The following is a 751-nucleotide window of genomic DNA, read 5'->3' on the forward strand; positions in this document are numbered from 1 at the left end:
GAAGTTCCATAGACCAGCCGTCTCCAATGATATGATGCATTGATAAAAAGAACACATACTCCTGTTCTTTTAACTTAAGAAGCGAAGCTCTTATAAGAGGTGCTTGTTCTAAATCAAAGATCTCATGGTTCCTTTCTTCTATATACTTCGCAATGGCTTCTTGTTGGTTTTCTGTAAAACTGAAGTCTTCAATCGATATCTTAAAATCCAATTGTTCGCTTGGGATAATATATTGTCTGATATCACCCTGATTATCTGCTTTGAAATACGTTCTTAGTATTTCATGACGTTGTAATAAAAGCTTAAACGATTCTTCGAATTTATTGATCTCTATATTTCCTTTTAGCGTAACTGCTCCGGGCATATTATACGCCAGCGAACCGCCTTCTAACTGGCTCATTATCCATAATCGTCTTTGAGAATCCGTTAAGGGATAAGATTCGCTTTCAGGTGCCTTTGGGATCGCGATATATTCACTCTCCTGCAGCTCTTTGCTTAATTTTTCAATGGTTGGATTTGCAAAAAACAATTTAATAGCGATTGTTTTTCCAAATTGTTTATGGATTCTGTTCACTACCTGAGCTACAGATAAACTGTGTCCGCCTAATTCAAAAAAGTTATCTGTTACTCCAATTCTTTCAATTCCAAGTACTTCCTGCCATATGGCAGCCAGCTTTTGCTCAGTTTCATTTCTGGGAGCTACATATTGATTTCTGATAAGGTCTTCTCCTTCTACACCCGGCAAGGCTTT

At 37.4% G+C, this 751-nt stretch carries 1 protein-coding gene; it reads right to left on the reverse strand.

Annotation, left to right across the window (positions count from 1 at the left end):
* A partial coding sequence (locus LPB88_RS23695; RefSeq protein ID WP_230718272.1) for a condensation domain-containing protein occupies nt 1–751 on the reverse strand: 751 nt, incomplete at both ends.

The sequence above is a fragment of the Flavobacterium sp. JAS genome (assembly GCF_020991455.1).
GTDB lineage: Bacteria > Bacteroidota > Bacteroidia > Flavobacteriales > Flavobacteriaceae > Flavobacterium.